This is a genomic window from Crenobacter oryzisoli (assembly GCF_030385785.1).
GTDB classification, from domain to species: Bacteria; Pseudomonadota; Gammaproteobacteria; order Burkholderiales; family Chromobacteriaceae; genus Crenobacter_A; species Crenobacter_A oryzisoli.
The window spans coordinates 77,405-95,893 of the sequence record NZ_JAUEDK010000001.1 but is presented as its reverse complement, the minus strand read 5'-3'; the positions used below and the strand labels follow the sequence as shown (position 1 = coordinate 95,893).

Here is an 18,489-nt window from a genome sequence, read left to right as displayed (position 1 = left end):
TTCTGAAAAATATATGAAAAAAGCCCTGCTGATGCAGGGCTTTCTTGGCAGAAGGAAAACCTTCAGCGGACAAATTACTTGGCCGGCTGGGTGTTTTCTTTCAGGGTGTTGATTTGCAGTTCTACGCGACGGTCGCCAGCGGAGCAAGCGTTGCGAGCTGCTTTGTTCTTGAACTTCTTGCCCTTGCACTGTTCGGTGAACTTGGCATCGGCACTGCCCTTGCCTACTGCGGTCAGCTTTTCAGCCGGTACGCCGTTGGCAACCAGGTAGTTCTTAACAGTGTTAGCACGTTTCTGCGACAGCGCCAGGTTGTACTTGTCGCTACCAACCCAGTCGGTGTAGCCGTCGATTTCCACGCTCTGCAGGTTCACGCCGCCTTGCTTGAAGCGCTCAACCAGCGGGTCCAGTTCTTTCTTGGCGTCCGGACGCAGAGTAGCCTTGTCGAAGTTGAACAGCACTTCGGAAGAGATGGTGACTTTTTCGGTTACAACAACCATTTTCGGCTGCTCTACAGCGGCAACCGGCTTCGGAGCTTCTTTGTCGCCGCACTCAACCAGACCTTGGGTGGCCTTGTCGAAGTAAGCGGTGTGCCAGCATTCACCGTAGCTGTTACGGGTCACGGCATCAGTGGTTTGATCAACGGTGTAACCCGGCTTGGCAGCAAAGGCACTCGCCGATACCAGCATGGCAGCTACCAGAGCGCTCAGTTTCAGCTGTTTGGTCATGTTATTCCCTTTTTTGTAAAACGTATCCGTGCGGCAAACGCGCAAAGACGCACTCGACTTTAAGCTCACTGCAAACAACAGGGTGTTGCCAAGCTGTGTCTATGCAGTTAACCGGCACTATAGGAATGCGCCAATCCACTGTCAACAGCACCACAGGCGCAAAACCGCCAACTTGTTGCATAAAAACCAAAAAAATCTGCTATAAGAGACACGAACTGTGTCCCTTATGCAACAACTCATTCCCCAGTGACGCGTCGACGAAACAGTGGCTCTGGCTCGCGGAAAGTGGCCTGATACCGTTCGCTAAATCGAGCCAGTGCCTGCAATGCCAACTCTATATTCTGGCTGGGTTTAATTTCAAATGCATTAAAACCGACCTGCCACAGATAGTGAAGCTGATCCTGCCCAACGTCGCCTAGTGCACGAAGCTCCCCGGCATAGTTGTAGCGCTCACGCAACAAACGACCGATGCTGTAGCCTCGTCCGTCCGCAAAGGCCGGGAAGTCGACCGCCACCAGCGGCAAGCGGTCGAGCGATGCGGCCAATTTGGCCGGGTCGTCGTCGGGTGCAAGCCACACTGCAGTGCGTCCCACGCGGGACTGCCAGCGTTGCGGTTCTGCCAACCAAGCCGCCAGCGGCACGATGACATCGCTATCTTGTGGCACATTGGCAACAGTACCGTCTTCCGCCAACGGCAGGCGCACCCAATCGTCCGTGACGATGGCGCCGTCCTTAATGATCTTTTGCATAGACGCGCTCCTTGAAGGGGGTGATACCCAGACGACGCACCGCTTCGATAAAGCGCTCGCCTTGCTGGCGCTGTTCCACGTAGACCGACAGGATTTTCTCGATCACGTCAGGCATCTGAGCACGGGCGAACGACGGGCCGATCACCTTGCCCAGACTGGTCTGGTTGCCCTGGCTGCCGCCGAGGGTGATCTGGTACCACTCCTCACCATTCTTGTCGACGCCGAGGATACCGATGTGGCCGACATGATGGTGGCCACAGGCGTTCATGCAACCGGACATGTTCAGGTCGATCTCGCCCAAGTCGTTCAGGTAGTCGAAGTCGTCGAAACGCTGCTGGATTGCCTCGGCCACCGGGATGGACTTGGCATTGGCCAGCGAGCAGAAGTCGCCGCCCGGGCAGCAGATGATGTCGGTCAGGAGGCCGACGTTCGGGGTGGCGAAGCCTTGCTGCTTGGCCAGCTCCCACAGCACGAACAGGTCGCGCTCCTTCACGTCCGGCAGGATCAGGTTCTGCTCGTGCGCGACGCGGATCTCGCCGAAGCCGAAACGGTCGGCCCAGTCGGCCACCGCGTCCATCTGCGCGTCGCTAGCGTCGCCCGGCGGCACACCGGTCTTCTTCAGCGACAGCACCACCGAGCGGTAGCCCGATTGACGATGAGCACGGGTATTGCGTTCCACCCAGCGTGCGAACGCAGGCTGTTCGGCCAGCTTGGCCGCGAACTCGGCCGGGCTGCCCGAAAGGCTCTCGTAAGCCGGCGCGGTGAAGAAGCTGGCGTAGTGCGCAACGTCCTCGGGACGGATCGTCGCCGGGCCGTCCTTCAGGTGCGACCACTCCTCCTCCACCTTGGCGGCGAAGCCTTCCACGGTCAGCGCTTTCACCAGGATCTTGATGCGCGCCTTGTACTTGTTATCGCGACGGCCGAAGCGGTTGTACACGCGCAGGATCGCGTCCAGATAGGTGAGCAGGTGCTCGGTCGGCAGGAACTCGCGCACCACTTCGCCGATGATCGGGGTACGCCCCAGACCGCCACCGACGATCACTTTGAAGCCCACTTCACCGGCAGCATTCTTCACCACGTGCAGACCGATATCGTGCACCAGCGTGGCGGCACGGTCCTCGACGGCACCGGACACGGCGATCTTGAACTTGCGCGGCAGGTAAGCGAACTCGGGGTGCAGCGTGCTCCACTGGCGGATGATCTCGCAGTACGGACGCGGGTCGATCAGCTCGTCGGCGGCAACGCCGGCGAACGCGTCGGTGGTGGTGTTGCGCACGCAGTTGCCCGAGGTCTGGATGGCGTGCATTTCCACTTCGGCCAGTTCGGCCAGGATGTCGGGCACAGACTCCAGCGTCGGCCAGTTGTACTGCAGGTTCTGGCGCGTGGTGAAGTGGCCGTAGCCCTTGTCGTAGCGGCGGGCGATATCGGCCAGCTTGCGCAGCTGCGTGCTCGACAGGTGGCCGTACGGGATCGCCACGCGCAGCATCGGCGCGAGGCGCTGGATATACAGGCCGTTCATCAGCCGCAGCGGGCGGAATTCGTCCTCGGAAAGCTCGCCGGCGAGGAAGCGGCGGGTCTGGTCGCGGAACTCCTCGACCCGCTCGCGGACAATGCGATGGTCGATGGCGTCGTAACGGTACATGGCACCCTCTCAACACCGGCCGTGACGGCCGGCAACACTAAACAGTTTCAGATCGCGGAGACGTTGGCCGGCTTATTGGCGTGCAGGCCGCACTCTTTCAATTCGGGGTCTTCCCACCACCAGCGGCCGGCACGCACATCCTCCCCGACGGTGATCGAACGGGTACAGGGCGCGCAGCCGATCGACGGGTAACGTTTGGCGTGCAGCGCGTTCACCGGTACCTGACGCTCGGTCAGGTAGGCCCACACTTCCTGCTCGGTCCACTCCAACAACGGATTGAACTTCATCAGGCCGTTGCCGGCGTCGAATTCGCGGTCGGCCATATCGGTGCGGGTCGGCGACTGCTCGCGGCGCAGGCCGGTAATCCAGGCCTTTTGCCCAGCCAGCGCGCGCTTGAGCGGCTCGAGCTTGCGGATGCGGCAGCATTCCTTACGCAGCTCAACGCTGTCGTAAAACGCATTGATGCCGTGCTGGTTCACATAGCCCTCGACGTTGGCCGCATTGGGGAAGAACAGCTTGACAGGATGGGTGGTATAGCGCCCCTCCACTTCCTGCATCAGCGTATAGGTTTCCGTCGGCAGGCGGCCGGTGTCGAGGCTGAACGAGGCGATCGGCAGATTGAGGCGGGCGATCAGGTCGGTCAGCACCATGTCCTCGGCACCGAAGCTGTTGGCGAATACCGCCGGTGCGAAGTCACGGGCGATCTCGGCGAGCAGGGCCTCGGTCGCGGCCAGTTTTTCCTCGAAGGACATGGCAAGCTCCACTAAAAAGTCCATTGACAATTGGACGCATGGTATCCAACATGCCTAAAACCATAAAAGAATATTGCGTTAGGGTTTAAGCACTTATAGTTTTATAGAAATAAGACAAGAGACTGAACAATGAAGCTGCAGCAACTGCGCTACCTGGTCGAGGTAGCAAAACAGGGACTGAACGTCTCCGAGGCGGCCGAAAAGCTGCACACCTCGCAACCGGGCATCTCCAAACAGATCCGCCTGCTCGAAGACGAGCTGGGTATCCAGGTGTTCATCCGCAACGGCAAACGCGTCGTGGCGGTGTCCGAACCTGGCAAGGAGGTGCTGCGCATCGCCGAGCGCATCCTGCGCGAAGCACAGAACCTCAAGCGCGTCGGTGACGAGTTTTCGCGCGAGGCCGAGGGCTCGCTCACCGTCGCCACCACCCACACCCAGGCACGCTACGCGCTGCCGGACACTATCGCCGAATTCGTGCGCCGCTACCCTAAGGTACGCTTGTCGATCAAACAGGGCAGCCCTACGCAGATCTGCGAAATGGTCGTCGCCGGCGAGGCCGACCTCGCAGTCGCCACCGAGGGCATCGCCCTCTATAAGGACCTGGCGATGCTGCCCTGCTACGAATGGAACCGCAGCATCGTAGTGCCGGTCGGCCATCCGCTGCTGGACCTCGAGCGCACGATTACGCTGGCCGACATCGCCAGCTACCCGATCGTCACCTACGACTTCGCCTTCGCCGGTCGCTCCAAAATCAACAAGGCGTTCAGCGACGCCGGTCTGACCCCAAACGTGGTGCTGACCGCGATCGACACCGACGTGATCAAGACCTATGTAACGCTGGGCCTGGGCATCGGCATCATCGCCACCATGTCGTACGAAGCCGAGCGCGACACCAAGCTGCGCGCGATCGATGCCTCACACCTGTTCGACTCGTCGACCACCAAGATCGGCCTGCGCAAGGATGCCTATTTACGCGGTTTCGCCTACACCTTCATCGAGCTGTTCGCCCCGCACCTGACCCGCAAGGCGGTCGAGGCCGCCCTGCTCGCCCACGAACCGGACGACGACGAATAAGCGCCCTAACGTGAGCGACACGATACGACAAAACGCCCCGGGCCATGCCTCGGGGCGTTGTCATGTCGACGAGCGGTAACGCTTACAGCGCCAGGCCGCCGGTCACCTCGATCGCGGCACCGTTGATGTAGCTTGCCTCGTCGCTGGCGAGGAAGGCGTAGACGTTGGCGATCTCTTCCGGCTGGGCCATGCGGCGCATCGGCACCTTTTCTTCCATCGCCTGGATCACCTTCTCCGGCATCGAACTCAGGATAGGCGTGGCGACGAAGCCTGGGCACACTGCGTTGGCCCGGATGCCCTTCTTGCCCAGCTCCTTCGCCCAAGTCTTCACGAAGCCAATCACGCCGAACTTCGACGCAGCGTAGTTGGTCTGGCCGAAGTTGCCGTACACGCCGACCACCGAACTGGCGTTCAGGATCACCCCGCTGCCCTGCTCGATCATGGTGTCGACCACCGCCTTGGTGCAGTTGTACACGCCCTTCAGGTTGACGTCGATCACCCGGTCGAACTGCTCGTCGGTCATCTTGGTCAACTGGGCATCAGCCAGGATGCCGGCGTTGTTGACCAGTACGTCGATGCGACCGAAGCGGTTCTTCAGGTCGGCGACCATCTCGGCGATCTGCGCCTTGTTGGTCACGTCGACCTTATAGCCGACTGCCTCACCGCCGGCAGCCTTGATCTCGGCGACGATGGTCTCAACGGTGCCAAGATTCAAATCGCCGACGGCGACGATCGCGCCTTCCTTGGCGAATTTCAGCGCGGTGGCTTTGCCGATACCGCTGGCCCCACCCGTAATGATCGAAACCTTGCCCTTCAAACGCATGATCTTCCTTTCGATGTCTGTTGGTAGCCGCCATCGGCTCTTTATGAGGCCACAGGGCCACCCCCCCTGAGCTCGACCTCGCTTAGCGGCCGCACTGGGGAGTTATTATCGTGAATTACCTTGCCAGCACGTGCACCGCACCACCATGCGCTTTTTGCGGCGCACCATAATCGCTTCGAACTATAGCGCACGGTTTTTAAAGGGTAAAGAAACAAAAATGACAGAAGATTGATGCAGTGCAAAACCGCCACAAGCAACAAAAAGCGGCACCTTGCGGTGCCGCCATTAACTGCGAGCCGGTTTACTCCAGGCCCTTGCTGGCCAGATAGGACTCGTAGTCACCGATGTAGTGATCGTAACCGCCCTTGCCATCCAGCTCGAGGATTTGGGTGGCCAGCGACGATACGAATTGGCGGTCGTGCGAGACGAAGACCAACGTGCCCTTGAACTTCTCGAGCGCCATGTTCAGCGACTCGATCGATTCCATGTCCATGTGGTTGGTCGGCTCGTCCATCAGCATCACGTTCGGCTTGGTCAGGATCAGCTTACCGTACAGCATGCGGCCCTTCTCGCCACCGGACAGCACGCGCACCGCCTTTCCGACATCCTCGCCACCGAACAGCAGGCGGCCGAGAGTACCGCGGATCACCTGCTCGTCGTCACCTTCCTGGCCCCATTCGCGCATCCACTCGGTCAGCGTCGCGTCGGTGTCGAACTCTTCCTCATGATCCTGGGCGTAGTAGCCGATCTGGGCCTTCTCCGCCCACTTGATCATGCCGGCATCGGCGGTCACGCCATGGGCTAGCGCCGGCTCGAACGCGCCGGCCAAGAGCTTCATCAGCGTGGTCTTACCGGCGCCGTTCGGGCCGATGACAGCGAGGCGCTGCCCTGCTTCCAGGATCAGGTTCAGATCCTTGAACAGCGGCTTGTCGAACGACTTGGACAGCCCCTGGATCTCCACCGCCTGGCGGTGCAGCTTCATTTTGTCGTCCAGCTCGAAACGGATGAACGGGTTCTGACGGCTGGACGGCTTCACTTCGACCATCTCGGACTTGAGCTTGTCCACCTGCTTCAGACGGCTGGTCGCCTGACGGGCCTTCGACTTGTTGGCCGAGAAGCGCGCCACGAACTCCTGCAAGTCCTGGATGCGTTCCTTCGCCTTGGCGTTGCTCGACAGCTGACGCTCGCGCGCCTGAGCGGAAGCGATCATGTAGTCATCGTAGTTGCCCGGGTAGATCTGGATGGTGTTGTAGTCCAGGTCGGCCATGTGGGTACACACTTCGTTCAGGAAGTGACGGTCGTGCGAGATGATGATCATGGTGGAATTGCGCTCGTTGAGCACATGCTCCAGCCAGCGGATCGTGTTGATGTCCAGGTTGTTGGTCGGTTCGTCGAGCAGCAGCACGTCCGGGTCGGAGAACAGTGCCTGCGCCAACAGTACGCGCAGCTTGAAGCCCGGCGCCACTTCGCTCATCGGGCCGTTGTGCAGTTCGAGCGGAATGCCCACACCCAACAGCAGCTCGCCAGCACGCGCTTCGGCAGTGTAGCCGTCGTACTCGGCGAACTTTGCCTCGAGTTCGGCAGCGTGCATGTAGTCGTCTTCGGTCGCCTCGAGGTTGGCGTAGATTGCATCGCGCTCGGTCATCGCCGCCCACATCTCGGTATGGCCCTGCAGCACCACGTCAAGCACGCGCTGGTCTTCGTAGGCGAACTGGTCCTGGCGCAGCTTACCGAGGCGCAGACCGGTTTCGATCGCCACTTCGCCGGCGCTCTGTTCGAGGTCGCCGCCGAGAATCTTCATGAAGGTGGACTTGCCCGAACCGTTCGCCCCGATCAGGCCGTAGCGGTTGCCTTCGCCGAACTTGACCGAAACCTTTTCGAACAACGGTTTCGCGCCAAACTGCATCGTAATGTTGTTTGTACTAATCACGCCTAGAGTCCTTCAGCCAGATGAGCCCCAAGAGCCTGTTCATTATCTTTTTGCGATGCACTGGCCGGGCAGTGAATAGCACTGCGGCGGGCCTCTCTCCTAGCGCCGCATCCGGCAGGCGCCGACTGCAACCGCAAAAGGTAATGAACAGGCTCTAAGTATCGGAAAAATGAGACATTCTACCACAAGCCCCGAACACGCTGCAGACCCCCGGCAACCACACTTCGGCCAACCTTTTGCCGCGAAAGCGAATTCCGCTACAATCGAAAGCCTTTATCTCCTTCTTACGAATAGGCAGAGCTATGCTGACCGGTAGTTTGGTGGCCTTGGTCACTCCGATGCATGACGATGGCCGGGTCGACTTCGACGCGTTGAATCGGCTGGTTGATTTTCATATCGAAAACGGCACCAACGGCCTGGTCGCCGTCGGCACCACCGGCGAATCCGCCACCCTACACGTCGACGAGCACATCGCCGTGGTCAAGGCCGTGGTCGAGCAAGCTGCCGGCCGTGTGCCGGTGATCGCCGGCGCCGGCGCCAACTCGACCTCCGAAGCGATCGAGCTGACCCAACACGCCAAGGACGTCGGCGCGGACAGCGTGCTGTCGGTCGTGCCCTACTACAACAAGCCGACCCAGGAAGGCATGTACCAGCACTTCCGCGCCATCGCCGAAGCGGTCGACATTCCGGTGGTGTTGTACAACGTGCCGGGCCGCACCGTGGCCGACATGAGCAACGACACCGTGCTGCGCTTGGCGCAGATCCCGAACATCGTCGGCCTGAAGGACGCCACCGCCGACCTGGCGCGCGCTTGCGACCTGTTCCTGCGCGCGCCGAAGGACTTTGCGCTCTACACCGGCGATGACGCCACCGCGTTGGCGTTCCTGTTGTGCGGCGGCCACGGCGTGATCTCGGTGACTGCCAACGTTGCGCCAAAGAGCTTCAGCGCGATGTGCGCCGCTGCCCTGAAAGGCGATATCGCCACCGCCCGCGAACTGAACGACAACCTGCAGGGCCTGCACAAGCAGCTGTTCTGCGAGCCGAACCCGATCCCGGCCAAGTGGGCGCTGCACCGCATGGGTCTGATCGGCGCCGAGCTGCGCCTGCCATTGACCCCGCTGTCCGCCGATGCCGTACCGGTCGTCGAAGCCGCGCTCAAGCAAGCCAAGGTTCTTTGAAGCAATCCCGAATACCGGAGTGTGCATGAAACGCAATGCGTCTGTCGCACTGCTGCTGTCCGCCAGCCTGCTGGCGGCCTGCAGTAGCACCAGCGAACCGCTGGACAAGAAGTTGGACTACAAGACCGACGGCCCCAAGCCGCAAGGCGCAAGCCTGGAGGTACCGCCGGACCTGACCGCACCTCAGATCCAGAACAAGTACACCATCCCTGGTAGCGGCACCGCCTCGCTTGCCGCGATGGACAAGGCAGAGCAGCAACAGGCAAAGGCCGCGCCAGTGCCTAGCGCCGACAACAGCGGCGTGCTGTCCAAGGTCGACAATGTGGCGATGCAGCGTGACGGTAACCAGCGCTGGCTGCTGGTGAAGGGCAAGAGCGCTGCCGAGTTGTGGCCACAACTGAAGGCGTTCTGGCAGGACAACGGTTTCGTGATCAAGTCAGAGGAACAGGACATTGGTCTGATGGAAACCGACTGGGCGGAAAACCGCGCCAAGCTGCCGAACGATGGCCTGCGCAAGCTGATGGATGCCGTCGGCATCGGCGGCGTCTACTCCACGCCGGAGCGGGACAAGTTCCGCATCCGCCTGGAAACGACTGCGAACGGCATCGAGGTGTACTTCTCGCACCGCGGCATGTACGAGACTTACATCGACGAAGGCAAGTCCGAAACGATGTGGCAGCCGCGCCCGAGCGACCCGCAACTGGAAGCCGCTTTCCTCGGCCGCTTCATGATGCGCCTGGGCCTCAACGAAGACCAGGCTCGCCAGGAAGTGAAACAGGCCGACGCGCCGGTGAAGAACGCCCGCGCGCAGATCGAAGGCGATACGCTGCAGGTGGTCGACGGCTTCGACCGTGCTTGGCGCCGCGTCGGCCTGGCTCTCGACCGGATCGGCCTGACCGTGAACGACCGCGACCGCTCGAAGGGCCTGTACTTCGTCAAGCCGGCGAAGAACGAACTCGACCCGAAGGGCAAGGAATCGGGCGGCTTCTGGTCGAGCCTGGCGTTCTGGAAGAGCAGCGATGACAAGGACAGCACCAGCATCAAGGAAGGCGCCGAGTACCGCGTACAGGTGAAGGATGCAGGCGAAGGCCGCAGCCAGGTGCAACTGCTCGACAGCACCGGCAGCACCCTCAACAACTCGTTGAGCAAGACCGTGCTGAGCAAGCTGCAGTCCGAACTGCAATAAGCGCCTCGCCCCGACGAAAACGGCTCACCATATGGTGAGCCGTTTTTCTTTGACCTACGTCATCGACAGTGCCCGAGGGCAGCTGGAGTGCGCACCTCAAGCATACGACGGTGACGAGCAGGCATGAAAAAACCGGCCCAAGGGCCGGCTTTTTAAACTGCTACGCTGAATTACTTAGCAGCGGAAGCAGCCGGAGCCGAAGCTTCTGCGGCCGGAGCCGAAGCAGCAGCAGCCGGAGCCGAAGCAGCGGCAGCCGGAGCCGAAGCCTCAACAGCCGGAGCCGAAGCTTCAGCCGGGGCTTCTTGTTTCTTACCGCAAGCGGACAGGGCTACAGCCAGCAGGGCAGCAACGAGGAGCGACTGTTTCATTTATCGTGACCTTCAATACAAGTGAGTTGAACAAGACGTCATAGCGATGCCGCCCGATTGTTAGGGAACGGCATTAAACCATCGGTGCGCGAAATTGTAGCACGAAAAGTTGGACCGCAAAGAGGACGGTGACAGAAAAAACCAACAGCTTCGTCAGAATTTTTGCACCGCAGTGCGTCCGTTTTGGGAACGCACGCTCGCGAACGTTGCTTTGCGAACTAGATTATCGTGCACTTTCGATCAAACCTTGTCGCTATTGTGCTACAGGGCCGGCCAGATGCCAATAGCCAGCCAGGTAGCCTTCATACAAGAGCGCCAACATTGTCGCGGAAACCGCACTACCGGGTAGGCAACGCTGGTTGGCCAGATGCTGCCAGGACGCCCGGTCAGCCGGGTCTGTCGCCAGTAATTCCGCATTGCAATAAAACCGCTCCTCAATGTAGAGAATCTGACTCTTCAGATCAAGAACAATCCCATTTTGCATGGCGAGTGTGGCGAATTCTTCCTCATCGAGCTCGTCTTCCGGCGCGTCATAGAATACGTGCGCCTTCGGCTCGGTGAGGTAGTGGCCGAGAAAATCGGCGATCGTCGTCCTATCCCAGCGTAACTCGGCGAGCATGCGCGCCACCTGGTCGATCATCGCATCGCTGATCTGTGCCGGCTCGTCCTGGTAAGCGATTTCCGGGTCGGCGTAGATGCCGTCGAGACAGACCCGGTCCTGCAGATAGACCAGGAACTGGGTGGCCAGCTCCTGCGAGGTCGGGGCGCGAAAACCGATCGAGTAGGTCATGCCGGGCTCGATCGCGACGCCGTAATGAGCGTAGCGCGGCGGCAGGTAGAGCATGTCGCCATGCTCGAGAATGAACTCCTGTTCGCAATGGAACTCACTCAGGATCTTCAGCGGTGCACCGTCGACCAGCTCCATTTGTTGCTGTGCGGAAATCTTCCAACTCTTACGGCCGCCGACCTGTAGCAGAAATACGTCATAAGAATCGAAATGCGGGCCGACCGTACCACCCGGTGGTGCATAACTGATCATCAGATCATCGAGTCGCGCGTACGGAATGAAGTTGAAACGCCACAGGATGTTGGCGACATGCGGCAGGTGGTGGTTGACGTTCTGCACCAGCACGGTCCATTCGCTGTCGGGCAGCTTCTTGAAGCGCGAGGGGCGGAACGGACCCTGCTCGAGATGCCAGCGGCCGTTGCGACATTCGATCAGCCGAGACTCGACGTCGTCCTGCTGAGCCAACTCGGCCAGCCAGGCGAAATCGACGTGCGGGCCGACGTCGGTGAGTGCGCCGCGGATCAACAACGGCTTCTTGTGCCAGTAGTCGCGGAGGAACTCGGCCGGACTCAGGCCGCCGAGCAGGGGGTGCGGTGTATGCTGCATGGCTTTTTCGGGGCTGCCAGGCCGGCCTCGGCGGACTTGGAACCTGTTCATCATCTTTTTCCGGACTGCGCTGATCCGACAAACGGCCGGACACTGGACGAACGTCATGGATCTTCGCGCGCCAAGGCCAGCCGACCAGCAACGCAGCCGGCCGTTAGGCGGCCAACCCTTTAAGGTCGCAAAAAGACTATCAACAGGCTCTTACCGCATCAGCGCGGGCCTGATGGTTTACAATAGGGGCTAGGCGGCTTTCGCTCACGCCCCGCGGGGCCGAGAGAACACCGATCACAACCGGTCTGTCAAGGCCGCTCAACTTCACACATACGGAACACCGCATGCAAATCGCCAAAGACACCGTAGTGTCGCTGCACTACGAAATGTACGACGCCGACAACAACCTGCTCGACAAGACCGAAGAGCCGATCAGCTACCTGCACGGCGGCTACGACGGTATCTTCCCGGTGGTCGAGGAAGCGCTGCAAGGCAAGGACGTCGGCGACAGCGTGGACGTGACCATGCAACCGGACGATGCCTTCGGTGAGCCGGACGAAGAGTTGGTTCGCATCGAGCCGCTGGACGTGTTCCCGGCCGACGTCGAAGTCGGCATGATGTTCGAAGCTGACGATCCGGAAACTGGCGACGTGCTGGTCTTCCGCGTCGTTGACATCGCCGAAGGCAAGGCCGTGGTTGACGCCAACCACCCGCTGGCCGGCCAGAAGGTACGCTTCGTCGCCAAGGTATCCGAAGTGCGTGCCGCTAGCGCCGATGAAATCGCCCATGGCCACGCCCACGGCGAACACGGCCATCACCACTAAGCCGCTTCAGGCTCGGTAAACTACGGGTCAGCCCACGGGCTGGCCCGTTTTGTTTGGGCGGTCGCTCGGCCGCCCTGCCCGCTTACGCCATCTGCTGCGCAGGCCTAGCCAGCCGCATCACACCCACCAGCGCTGCCACGGCCAGCGCCAGGCGTAGCCATACCTCCTCGTGATGACCGTGCAGCTGCAGCACCAGCGAAGCAGTATAGCCGGCTGCGAGCACCGCCAGCAGCACGGCAAAGCGCTGCACACCGAGCCGCGACAGCCGCAGCCAGCCGAGCCGGTCGCACCACAGTGTGGCCACACCCCAGCCGACCAATGCCCCGGCCACCAGATCGATCGGCCAGTGCACGCCGATAGCGATGCGCGACAGCATCACCAGCAGCGCGCCGACGATGCTCCAGCGCAGCACCGGCCGCTCGGGCCACAGCCATAGCAATACGACCACCAGATAGCTCGACGCCATCGCGTGGCCGGATGGGAAGGAGCCGTTGCCCGGAGGGACGTCGAGCAGCGTGACGCTGCCCGGCGGCAACACCAGGAAGGGCCGCGGCTCGGCGAAGCCGGCCTTCATCCCGCCTGCGAGCAGCATGATCGGCAGCGCGGCGAACAGCAGTGTCGCTAGCCGGTCGGGAAAGCGCAGGCCGAGCAGGATGACGATCATCAGCACGCTCGGCCAGTCGCCGAATACCGAGGCGATCCGCCACAACGGCGCGGGCAGCACCGCCAGCGCATGGTGGCCGGCAAGGAACAGCGTGATGTTCAGTTGGGGGGCGAGGAACAGCAGGACGGTCAGCGGCACCAGCAGCAAGAGAGGCCAGACGGTGGAAAAGCGTTGCAGCACAGAATCTCCAACAACAAGGTTGGCCGATTCGCCCTGAGGCGACCGGCGGGTTCAGGAGGGATGGCGGCCGATGCTCAGGCGGTCCAGGCCCGCCAGGTCGGGCAGCGTGGCCACGTCGACGAGGCCGGCAGCGCCGAACAGCGCGCGCACGGCGTCTCCCTGGTCGAAGCCGTGCTCGACCATCAGCCAGCCTCCCGGCCGCAAGTGGGCCGACACACCGGCGGCGAGCTCGCGCAGGCAGGACAGGCCATCGGCGAAGTCGGTCAGCGCACCGCCGGGCTCGAAGCGCAGATCGCCCTCGGACAGGTGACGGTCGCCGGCGGCGATATACGGCGGATTGGACACGATCAGGTCGAAGCGCTCGCTCGCGTCCGGCAGCGCGGCGTACCAGCTGCCCTGGCAGAACGAGACGGCGGCGCCGAGCGCTGCGGCATTGGCCTTGGCCACGTCGAGCGCGTCGACCGACAGGTCGCTGGCGCTGACCGTCCAGGCCGGCGCCTCGAGCGCCAGCGTGATCGCGATGATGCCGCTGCCGGTGCCGAAATCGTGCACACGCGCCGGGTGCTCGCGCCCTACCCGCTCCAGCGCCGCCTCGACCAGGTGTTCGGTCTCGGGGCGCGGAATCAGCACCGCCGGCGACACGGCGAAGTCGCGGCCGTAGAACTCGCGGCTACCGAGCAGGTAGGCCATCGGCTCGCCGGCTCGACGCCGTTCGGCCAGGGCGGTGAAGCGTGCAGCGCTGTCGGCGTCGAGCTCGCGCTCCGGCGAGGCGATCAACTGGGCATGGGTCAGGCCGCTGACCTGCTGCATCAGTAGCCGGGCTTCGAGCCTGGGCAGGCCGGCGGCGGCGAGTAAGGCCTGTATCGTGGTCATCGCATCGGTCTCATCACAATAGGAACAGGGAGGCGAGGCCAAGGAAGATGAAGAAGCCGCCCGAGTCGGTGCAGGCGGTGATCAGCACGCTCGAACCCAGCGCCGGGTCGCGGCCGAACTTCTGCATCAGCGTCGGGATCAGCACCCCCATGGTGGCGGCCAGGACCAGGTTCAGCGTCATCGCGGCGGTCATCACCAGGCCCAGCGAAAAGCTGTGGTACAGCCACCAGGCGATGATGCCGATCGCGCCGCCCCACACCAGGCCGTTGATCACGCTGACGCCAAGTTCCTTGCGCCACAGCCGCCACGCCTGGCTGAGCTGCAGCTGGCCCATCGCCAGCGCGCGCACGATCATCGTGATGGTCTGGTTGCCCGAGTTGCCGCCGATGCCGGCGACGATGGGCATCAGCGCCGCGAGCGCGACCAGCTGCTGGATCGATTGCTCGAACGCGCCGATCACGCGGCTGGCGACGAAGGCGGTGCACAGGTTGATCGCGAGCCAGGCCCAGCGGTTCTTCACCGAGTCGACCACTGGCGCGAACAGGTCTTCCTCTTCCTTCAGACCCGCCATGTTCAGCACCTCGCTCTCGGACTCCTCGCGGATCACGTCGAGCATCTCGTCGACAGTGAGGCGCCCGATCAGCTTGCCGTTGCCGTCGACCACCGGCGCGGTGACCAGATCGTAACGTTCGAACGCGAGCGCGGCATCCTCGGCAGCCTCGTCCGCCCGGAAGGTGACCACCTCGGTCGCCATGACGTCGCCGACTTTGGCATCCGGGTCGGAGACAAGCAACTTCCTGATCGACAACACACCCTTGAGCCTCTCGTCGTCGTCGATCACGAAGATCTTGTCGGTGTGGTCGGGCAGCTCGTCGAAGCGACGCAGGTAGCGCAGCACCACTTCGCACGACACGTCGGCGCGAATCTTGACCAGCTCGAAGTCCATCAGCGCGCCGACCTGGTCCTCCCGGTAGGACAGCGCCGACTGCAGCCGGGCGCGCTCCTCATCGTCGAGCGAGCCCATCACCTCGTAGACCACCTGGCGCGGCAGGTCCGGCGCGAGATCGGCCAGCTCGTCGGCGCCGAGGTCCTCGACCGCGGCGACCAGCTCGTCGCTGTCCATCGCCTCGATCAGCGACTCGCGCACCGCGTCGGACACTTCGAGCAGGATCTCGCCGTCATCCTCGCTCCGTACCAGCCCCCAGACCAAGAGACGTTCGTGAAGTGGTAGCGCTTCGAGGATGTAGGCAATGTCAGCGGGGTGCAACTGCGCGAGCTTCTGCTGCAGTTCGGTCAGGTTTTGACGGTGCAGCAGGCTTTCGACCAGTTGCGGCTTGTCGGCCGGTTCCTGGCGGGGCTCATCCTGGCGATGGAGGAGTTCGTCGACCAGGCGCTGACGCTCCAAGAGCCGTTGCACCTGGGTGAGATTGTCATGCAGACGATCGGCGGGCTTTCGTTCGAGCACCGTCATGTGCGCCTCCTTCCGCCGTTGCGGCGGATGCGGTGAGTGGCGCATCGACGATCAAACGACAGAATCAGATAGGGATAGTAAAGCGACTACGAATTACGGGGTAACTGGGCAAGTCCATGGTCAAACCGCGCACTCGGCGCGGTCGGAGACGGAAAAGGTGCAATTTTACCACAGCGGTCTTCCGGGCGGCCAGACGGGGCCGAAAGGGACCGGAGGAAGGAAAAGGTTGGCCGGGAGTCGGCCAACCTTGATGGTGCAACGGAGCGGAGGAAACGGTTCAGGGCACGTCGGCGTAGCGCATCCGCGCGGCGATGATGCGGGTCTTCCTGGCGAGCCCCCGCGCATTGCGGTGGTCGTCGTAATAGCGCGGGTTGGGCACCATCGCGGCGAGCTTGGCAGCCTGGCCGGTCGACAGGCCGGCGGCACTGGTCCGGAAGTAGTGGTGGCTGGCCGCCTCGGCACCGAATACGCCGTTACCCCACTCGATCACGTTCAGGTAGATCTCGAAGATGCGGCGCTTGTCCATCACCGCCTCGAGCATTACCGTGATCACCGCCTCCTCGGCCTTGCGCCACGGCGTCTTCTTGCTCGACAGGAACAAGTTCTTCGCCAGCTGCTGGCTGATGGTCGAGCCGCCGGCGACGATACGCCCCTGCTTCAGGTTCTTCTGGAACGCAGCTTCGATACCGTCCCAGTCGAACCCCTCATGGTCGACGAACTTGGCGTCCTCGGCGGCAACGATGGCGCGCTTGAGGTTGGCCGAAATGCGATCGTACGGCACCCAGCGCTGGCGCAGCTCGGCATCGGGATCATCCTCCTTCAGCACTGCCAGCTGCTCGGTCATGAACGAGCTGACCGATGGGTTGTTGTAACGCCAATAGACGATGTGGCCGAAGATCCACAGGTTGTATAGCAAAAGGGCGGCAAGTAATGCCGCCCCGATCTTGAGAAGAAGCCGCATCGGTCAGGCGAGCAGGTCCCGCAGCTCGTTGGTGACCTTGCGGGTGTCCGGCTGGATGCCGCGCCAGATGCGGAACGATTCGGCCGCCTGCTCGACCAGCATGCCGAGGCCATCGGCCAGCATGCCGGCGTTTTCGGTCTGCGCACGGCGCAGGAACGGGGTCAGGCCCTTACTGTACACCATGTCGTACGCCAGCGTGCGCGCGGCGAACACGCCGGCCGGGATCGGCGGCAGTTCGTTGGACAGGCTGGTCGATGTCGCGTTGATGATGATGTCGAACTGGCGACCGGCCAGCACTTCGTAGCCAACCGCCTCGATTTTGCCATGGGCTGAGAACTGGTGCGCCAGCGCCTCGGCCTTGATCAGCGTGCGGTTGGCGATGGTCAGCGATGCCGGCTTCTCGGCCAGGATCGGGCCGAGCACGCCGCGCACTGCGCCGCCGGCGCCGAGAATCAGCACGCGCTGGCCGGCGATCGGGAAATCGAGGTTGCTGACGATGTCGCGCACCAGGCCGACACCGTCGGTGTTGTCGCCGTAGATCTTGCCGTCCTTGAAGGTCAGCGTGTTGACCGCCTCGGCGGCGCGGGCTCGTTCGGTCAGCTCGGTGGCCATGCGGTAGGCGTTGCCCTTGAACGGCAGGGTGATGTTCAAGCCCTTGGCGCCGTCCTTGATGAACTGGCCGACCACCTCGTCGAACTTGTCGAGATCGGCGTACAACCGGTCGTACTGGATGTCCTCGCCGGTCTGGCGAGCGAACTCGGTATGGATGAACGGGGACTGGCTGTGGGAAACCGGATTCCCGATGACGGCGTAGCGGTCAGTCATGGTTTGTCTTCTTGAATGGGGGAAATAGCATCGGCCGCGCACGGCCTAATCAAATCTGAGTCACTTTGCCGCGATTGGCGGCAAACATCAATGGCAACGGCAACTTACAGAACCGATTCACGATCTCGCGAGCGAAGGGTCAGCCACGACAATAATGAGGCGAAACAGCGAAATGCACAGAAAAATACATGCGCATGTTGAGCATCATTTCAACGCGGGATCACCCGGGTGAGCAGATCGTGAACGGCCTCAGCCTTGCTGCCAGGGCAGGTCGTGAGCCTTCCAGCCGGACACCGTGCCGCGGTGGCCGTGTTCGTCCTTATCGCCCTCGAAGCCTTCGAGCACGTTGTAGGCACGTTCGTAGCCGGCCGCCTGCGCCAGCCGCGCCGCCTCGTCCGAGCGGGCGCCGCTGCGGCACATGAACAGCACGGTCGTCTCAGGTGGCACGGCGGCACTCAGCTGCGCGATGAAATTCGGGTTCGGCTGCATGCCCGGATAGGTGCGCAGCTCGATGCGCAGCGCGTCCGGCACTACGCCGACGAACTGCCATTCGGCGGCGCTGCGCACGTCGACGAGAACGGCGCCCGGCTGCTGCTCGCGCACCGCCTGCGCCTCGGTCGGCGTCAGCGCACCACTATATGGCAGCCCCTGTTGGCGACCGCGTTCGGCCGCCTGCGCCAGGATGGAAGCGAGATCACTCATTTCTGCAGGTCCTTTGTGTGAATTGGCCGCATCCGTATTGGTGGAATTGTCGCCGGTCGGCCCTGACTCGACATTGGCCACGGGCCTTGTCTGACACAGCGTTCCATTATTCAGCAAAGCCATGCACCGCGGCAATGCACACTCGTCACCCTAATATGCACTATAACGGTGCAACACC

General features: G+C 62.2%; 17 protein-coding genes. 4 read left to right on the top strand and 13 right to left on the bottom strand.

Translation table 11 applies throughout. From position 1 onward, the window contains the following. Positions 1-74: 74 nt before the first annotated feature. From QU481_RS00465 to QU481_RS00450, 4 genes are all read right to left on the bottom strand, one after another. Positions 75-725, bottom strand: coding sequence for an OmpA family protein (locus QU481_RS00465; RefSeq protein ID WP_435382147.1), 651 nt, complete (start codon positions 723-725; stop codon positions 75-77). A 236-nt stretch (positions 726-961) separates the two neighbouring features. Beyond that, positions 962-1,474 (bottom strand): DUF934 domain-containing protein, encoded by a 513-nt coding sequence (locus tag QU481_RS00460; RefSeq protein ID WP_289827891.1) that lies wholly within the window; start codon positions 1,472-1,474, stop codon positions 962-964. Next, positions 1,458-3,116: a nitrite/sulfite reductase gene (locus QU481_RS00455; protein ID WP_289827890.1), complete on the bottom strand. Its 1,659-nt coding sequence runs from the start codon at positions 3,114-3,116 to the stop codon at positions 1,458-1,460. The genes QU481_RS00460 and QU481_RS00455 overlap by 17 nt, the downstream gene beginning before the upstream one ends. A 47-nt stretch (positions 3,117-3,163) precedes the next feature. Further along, positions 3,164-3,868, bottom strand: coding sequence for a phosphoadenylyl-sulfate reductase (locus QU481_RS00450; protein ID WP_289827889.1), 705 nt, complete (start codon positions 3,866-3,868; stop codon positions 3,164-3,166). Between the two features lie 129 nt (positions 3,869-3,997). Here QU481_RS00450 and cysB point away from each other — a divergent pair, with 129 nt between their 5' ends. After that, a complete protein-coding gene (cysB, locus tag QU481_RS00445; RefSeq protein WP_289827888.1) occupies positions 3,998-4,942 on the top strand; it encodes an HTH-type transcriptional regulator CysB in 945 nt (314 codons plus the stop codon). A gap of 82 nt (positions 4,943-5,024) precedes the next feature. Here the strand turns inward: cysB and fabG are convergent, their stop codons facing one another. Next, positions 5,025-5,765, bottom strand: coding sequence for a 3-oxoacyl-ACP reductase FabG (gene fabG, locus QU481_RS00440; protein ID WP_289827887.1), 741 nt, complete (start codon positions 5,763-5,765; stop codon positions 5,025-5,027). A 301-nt stretch (positions 5,766-6,066) separates the two neighbouring features. Then, complete coding sequence (locus tag QU481_RS00435) at positions 6,067-7,695, bottom strand: ABC-F family ATPase (RefSeq protein ID WP_289827886.1); 1,629 nt, start codon at positions 7,693-7,695, stop codon at positions 6,067-6,069. Between the two features lie 302 nt (positions 7,696-7,997). Between QU481_RS00435 and dapA the strand changes: the two genes are divergently transcribed. Then, positions 7,998-8,873 carry a 4-hydroxy-tetrahydrodipicolinate synthase gene (dapA, locus tag QU481_RS00430; protein WP_289827885.1) on the top strand — a complete coding sequence of 292 codons (876 nt, stop codon included), beginning with the start codon at positions 7,998-8,000 and terminating at the stop codon, positions 8,871-8,873. A gap of 25 nt (positions 8,874-8,898) precedes the next feature. Further along, on the top strand, positions 8,899-10,059 hold the full coding sequence (gene bamC, locus QU481_RS00425; protein WP_289827884.1) for an NlpB/DapX family lipoprotein: 1,161 nt from the start codon (positions 8,899-8,901) through the stop codon (positions 10,057-10,059). 621 nt (positions 10,060-10,680) lie between these two features. Here the strand turns inward: bamC and QU481_RS00420 are convergent. Further along, complete coding sequence (locus QU481_RS00420) at positions 10,681-11,820, bottom strand: ribosomal protein uL16 3-hydroxylase (protein ID WP_289827883.1); 1,140 nt, start codon at positions 11,818-11,820, stop codon at positions 10,681-10,683. Between the two features lie 335 nt (positions 11,821-12,155). Here QU481_RS00420 and QU481_RS00415 point away from each other — a divergent pair, with 335 nt between their 5' ends. After that, complete coding sequence (locus QU481_RS00415; protein WP_289827882.1) at positions 12,156-12,635, top strand: FKBP-type peptidyl-prolyl cis-trans isomerase; 480 nt, start codon at positions 12,156-12,158, stop codon at positions 12,633-12,635. 82 nt (positions 12,636-12,717) lie between these two features. Here the strand turns inward: QU481_RS00415 and QU481_RS00410 are convergent, their stop codons facing one another. The 6 genes from QU481_RS00410 to QU481_RS00385 all read right to left on the bottom strand — a co-directional run bounded on the left by QU481_RS00410 (position 12,718) and on the right by QU481_RS00385 (position 18,311). Further along, positions 12,718-13,479 (bottom strand): phosphatase PAP2 family protein, encoded by a 762-nt coding sequence (locus QU481_RS00410; protein ID WP_289827881.1) that lies wholly within the window; start codon positions 13,477-13,479, stop codon positions 12,718-12,720. A 51-nt stretch (positions 13,480-13,530) separates the two neighbouring features. Then, a complete protein-coding gene (gene prmC, locus QU481_RS00405; protein ID WP_289827880.1) occupies positions 13,531-14,352 on the bottom strand; it encodes a peptide chain release factor N(5)-glutamine methyltransferase in 822 nt (273 codons plus the stop codon). Positions 14,353-14,365: 13 nt separating this feature from the next. Next, positions 14,366-15,868, bottom strand: a complete 1,503-nt coding sequence (mgtE, locus tag QU481_RS00400; protein WP_435382716.1) for a magnesium transporter — start codon at positions 15,866-15,868, stop codon at positions 14,366-14,368. Between the two features lie 232 nt (positions 15,869-16,100). Next, positions 16,101-16,784 carry a monofunctional biosynthetic peptidoglycan transglycosylase gene (gene mtgA / locus QU481_RS00395; RefSeq protein ID WP_289827878.1) on the bottom strand — a complete coding sequence of 228 codons (684 nt, stop codon included), beginning with the start codon at positions 16,782-16,784 and terminating at the stop codon, positions 16,101-16,103. A 3-nt stretch (positions 16,785-16,787) separates the two neighbouring features. Beyond that, the gene (aroE, locus tag QU481_RS00390) at positions 16,788-17,609 is read right to left on the bottom strand and encodes a shikimate dehydrogenase (RefSeq protein WP_289827877.1); all 822 of its coding nucleotides are present in this window, start codon (positions 17,607-17,609) and stop codon (positions 16,788-16,790) included. Positions 17,610-17,858: 249 nt separating this feature from the next. After that, on the bottom strand, positions 17,859-18,311 hold the full coding sequence (locus QU481_RS00385) for a rhodanese-like domain-containing protein (protein ID WP_289827876.1): 453 nt from the start codon (positions 18,309-18,311) through the stop codon (positions 17,859-17,861). Positions 18,312-18,489 lie beyond the last annotated feature (178 nt).